The following is a 3,723-nucleotide window of genomic DNA, read 5'->3' on the forward strand; positions in this document are numbered from 1 at the left end:
GTCGCTCGCGCCCTCCCGCCGGTAGTGACGGAGCATCCCCCGGGAGAGCTCCGGGAGCGACTCGATCCGCGAGCGGAGCTCCTCGATGACGGCCTCGCGGGTGCCGAGTTCGATCGCGTCGTCGAACCGGAGCGCGCTCTCGGCCACGTCGTCGCGGGTAACGGGGTCGACGTCGTCCGGCGGACCCGACTCACCCTCGACCGCCGGGTCGACGGCCCCGGAATCGGTGGCCGCGGGGCCGGAGTCGCCGTCGTCCGGGACCGACTCTCCGTCGTCCGCCGCGGCGTCCGCGATCTCCGCGGTCTCTGCGTTTGCTTCGGTCTCCGCGTCCGCTTCGACCTCCGCGTCGACCTCGGTCTCACCGTCCGCCTCGGTCGCGGCGACCGCCTCGTCGTACGACTTGAGCACGGACTGGTCGACGTCCCCGTCGGCCTCGTTTTCGCTGGCGGCAGTAGTTCCGAGGCGGTCGGCTTCGGCGGGGGGCCGCCCGCCGCCGCCCCGGTAGGGGGCTTCGGCTTTCCCGAGCAGGGCCTGCGCGAACTGGTCGGCCATGTTGCTCAGGTCGCGGGCCTCCTCCAGTTCGCGTTCCAGTTCCTGGATGCGCTGGTCCTTCTTGTCGATCTCCTGACGGAGGTCGGCGAGTTCGGACTCGCGGCGCTCCTGCTCGTCGGAGATGGACTGGAGTTCGCCGACCAAATCGCTTGAAACCGACTTCAGCTCCGGGCGTTCGAAGTCGTCGAGTCCGGGGGTCGCGCCCGCGTCGAACGTCTGCTTGCGGTGGAACTGGATCCGGCGTATCGACTCGTCCCAGTCGGTCATCAGGAACGCCTCGCCGTCGCCGAGGTCCTCGACCGCGCTGGCGTACTTCGAGCCGAGGATGCGGCCGACCACCTTCGTGTCGTTGTCCCACGTGAGGCGGTGCCAGCAGAGCCAATCGCACTGGGTGATGAAGTCCTTTTTCACGTCGGCGGGGCGCTGGCTGATCCCGACGATGCCGAGGCCGTGCTTCCGGCCGCGTTTGCCGACCTTGATCAACATCTTCCCCGTCTCGTCCATCCCGCCGCCCTCGGGGATGTACTCGTGGCACTCCTCGACGACGAGCAGGAACGGCTTTTTCAGGCGCTTCTCCTTCGCGAACAGCTGTTTGACGACTTCTAAGAGTAGCTCGTTCGCGGTGTCCTCTTCGAGGTAGCCGGAGACGTCCAGAATGATCGGGACGTTCTGCTCTAAGGCGAGGTTCGCCAGCTTCTCTGCGTGTTCCGGCGAGACGACGATGTCGCACTCGTCGTCGGCACCGGCGTGGAGGATCTCGTACTCCTCTTTCAGCCCGTAGTACTCCCCGTCCGTGTCGACGATCATCACGGGGAACCCGTTGTCGAGGAGGTTCTCGATGACGACGCTCGCGGTGTTGCTCTTCCCGGAGCCGCTCTTCCCGGTGATAAAGGACCGGCCGGTGAGCACGTCGACGACCGGGAGATCGACCGGCGAACCCGGTTCCGCCGTCGCGTCGCCGCCGATCCCCTCGCTGACGTCCGCGACGTGGATGGCCTCCTCCTCGCTCATACCCGTGACAGGTACCGCCCGCATCATAAACCATCGGCTCGGCACGGCCAACAGTGTCGCGCGTCGGCTCGTCTCGGTGCGGCGGCGTCCGCAAAGCGTATGCGGCCGCCGAGAGTCCGACCACCTATGGACACCGAGAACACCCTCCTCAACGCGGTTATCGGCGCGGTCGCATCGGTCCTGCTCTCGTTTACGGGTCTCGGACCGCTCCTCGGCGGCGCTGTCGCCGGGTATCTGAGTAGCGACGGGACGGCCGAGAGCGACGACGGCCTTCGGGTCGGCGCGCTCTCCGGCGCGATCGCGTCGATTCCGATCGTCGTCATCTTGCTGCTCGTGCTGGTACTCCTCCCGTTTCTCGGGTTCTTCGCGATCCCGCTCGAAGTCGGTCTCACAATCGGCGTGATCGCCGTCCTCACAGTGATCTCTGTGATAGGCGGCGTCGCCTACTCCGTGGTTTTGGGCGCGCTCGGCGGCCTGCTCGGGGTGTATCTGAAGGAAGAACTGTAGTGTGAGACGGGGCGTGGCGGCGAAGATACCGTCGAGGCCCCAGTCGCTCGGCCGTACGTCGTTGCTTGTAAATCCGCGATCGACACGAGGACTACCGAAGCCCCAGCCGGGAGGCGGGCGCACGCTTGTTGCGGTCCTCGTCGCTCACTTCGTTCGCTCCTGCGGTCCTTACGTCGCCTGCGCCCGCCTCCCGGCTGCCCCTTCGAGTCCCGCCCCGCGACCGCACAGTACAGCCTCATACCTCCCCAGCCTCGTCAGTCGCCCTCCGCTTCGCTCCGGGCGACTGACTCCCTCGCGCGGCGCTCCTCGCGGCCGCCGGTGGCGGCCGCTCGGAGGCGCGCGCCACCGCGGGATAAAACGTCAGTAAGCAGCGCGTTTCGGTCGCGTCGTCTCAGTGCTCTCCGCCGGTGCCGCGCCGGTTGGAGTCCAAATCGATGTCGAGGTCGTCGAGCAGCTCCTCGGCCTCCTCGCGCTTCTCCTGATGGTCTTCGAGGAACTCGCGCATGAGTTCGGCGGCCTGCTCCTTACAGCCGCCACAGAGCCGCTCGCCGTTGACGCACTCGGAGTAGACGGTCTTGGTCAGCTCGTCGTCGTCGCCGGCGAGGAGGTAAGCGTACAGCTCGTAGACGGGGCACTCGTCGGCCTCGCCGCCGAGTTCGCGCTGTTCCTCGGCGGTGTCGCGGCCGCCCGTCGTGGCCGAGCGCACCTTGTCGTAGCCGTCCTCGGGGTCGTCGAGCAGCGAGATGTGACTCGCCGGGATCGACGAGGACATCTTCCCGCCCGTCAGGCCGGTCATGAAGCGGTGGTAGATCGAGGAGGGCTGCCGGAAGCCGAACCCGTCGTGGTCGATCTCGACCTCGCGGGCGACCGACTCGGCCTCGCCGCGGGTGAGGTCGAAGGCGTCGACGTGGCCCTCGAACACGCGTTTTTCGCCCTCCACGGCCTCGATCAGCGCCTCGAACGCCTCGTCGGTGGCGTTGCGGTCGAAGAAGCGAACGCGGGGGCGGAGCGGCTCCTTCCCGCCGGCTTCGAGCTTGTCGAGCGCGGACGCCTTCGCGGCCGCGAGGTCCACGCTCTCGCGGTCGCTCTCGGGCGGCTCGTAGTCGGCGAGCCAGTCGGCGGCGTCCTCGCAGCGCACGTCGGTCTCTGAACTGTCCGCATCGGCGGCGAGCGCGTCGTAGGCGGCCCGCACCAGCCGCCGCTCGTCGTCGTCCAGCTCGAAGGAGGCGAACGCCTCGGTCACCTTGAAGTAGCGCACCCGGGTCGCCAGGTCGCGCGTGAGCCGGACGTGGGGGTCCTGATCGGGACCGACCGGGATCACCGTCGGCTTCGGCTCGTCGACGAGCTGCGGGTAGAGGATGTCCGCGGTCTGGGTGATCACGCTCTGCATGTGCGAGATGTTGGTCTCGCCGTCGAACCCGTAGATGGCCTCGAACTCGGAGAAGTTCGCCTTCGAGCCGAGTTCGAACCCCAGATCCTGTACCGTCCGGTTGTCGGACTGGCGGTAGATCTCTCCCCCTTCCGCGTCGAAGCCGAGCGCGAGGAGGGAGAGGAGGTAGTTGCGGGCGTGTTCGTCGATCTCCGACCACGACATCCGCCGCGCCGACGTGTGCTTCGTAGGTCGGCGATGAGCCCGAACCGACGTCGCCGCCC

Annotated in this window: 2 protein-coding genes and 1 pseudogene; 1 reads left to right on the forward strand and 2 read right to left on the reverse strand. The window is 67.8% G+C overall.

All coding sequences use genetic code 11. From position 1 onward, the window contains the following. Positions 1 to 1,563: ATP-binding protein (locus BN903_RS10310; RefSeq protein WP_048077682.1), on the reverse strand; the 1,563-nt coding region annotated here is incomplete at its 3' end. 126 nt (positions 1,564 to 1,689) lie between these two features. Between BN903_RS10310 and BN903_RS10315 the strand changes: the two genes are divergently transcribed. Continuing rightward, positions 1,690 to 2,070 carry a DUF5518 domain-containing protein gene (locus BN903_RS10315; protein ID WP_048077646.1) on the forward strand — a complete coding sequence of 127 codons (381 nt, stop codon included), beginning with the start codon at positions 1,690 to 1,692 and terminating at the stop codon, positions 2,068 to 2,070. Between the two features lie 391 nt (positions 2,071 to 2,461). Here BN903_RS10315 and BN903_RS10320 read toward each other — a convergent pair. Next, positions 2,462 to 3,723: pseudogene (locus BN903_RS10320) on the reverse strand (tryptophan--tRNA ligase); the annotation flags it as partial.

It is taken from the genome of Halorubrum sp. AJ67, assembly GCF_000513435.1.